The 539-nt window shown below is 44.3% G+C and carries 1 protein-coding gene; it reads right to left on the bottom strand.

All coding sequences use genetic code 11. The features are described from left to right. The coding region (locus R7P74_RS28800) for a TSUP family transporter (protein WP_318124118.1) at positions 1–539 on the bottom strand (539 nt) is incomplete at both ends.

Raw genomic sequence — 539 nt, 5'->3', positions numbered from 1 at the left:
CAGTGTTAGAAGCCATTGCTGATGTTGTTGCCAAAGAAGTTTTGTTGCCATCAGCATAGACATGGTAATCACTAGAGGTCGAATCCACTTTTGACCTTTGGTAACCACCACTTTTGCGCCAAGTTGAGCGCCAATAAAGCCACCGACCGCCATCGTCAAACCAATTTCCCATACAGGTAACCCTGCGATAACGAAAAACAACAATGCGGCGATGTTTGAAGTGAAATTCAAAATCTTAGTTCGTGCTGTTGCATCCACGAGGGAAAAGTGGCCAAGAGCAACAAAGCATACAGTAAAAATCGAGCCCGTACCGGGGCCAAAGAAACCATCGTAGAAACCAACTCCACCACCGATACACAATGCAAACATCGCTTCGGCAAGTTTTGGTTCTCCATCGATTTTTCGAGTACTTGGTGCGAGTAAAAAATAAAGAGAAATCGCAATTAGAAGAACAGGAATCAAACTGGTGAGTACGCTAGCATCAATAAACTGTACAGCCTCGGCACCAATTGCAGCACCAATAAAAGTACAGAGTATCG

Source organism: Vibrio sp. 2033 (genome assembly GCF_033339735.1).
Note: the sequence above shows the minus strand (reverse complement) of the source record. Positions and strands in the feature narration are given on the sequence as shown.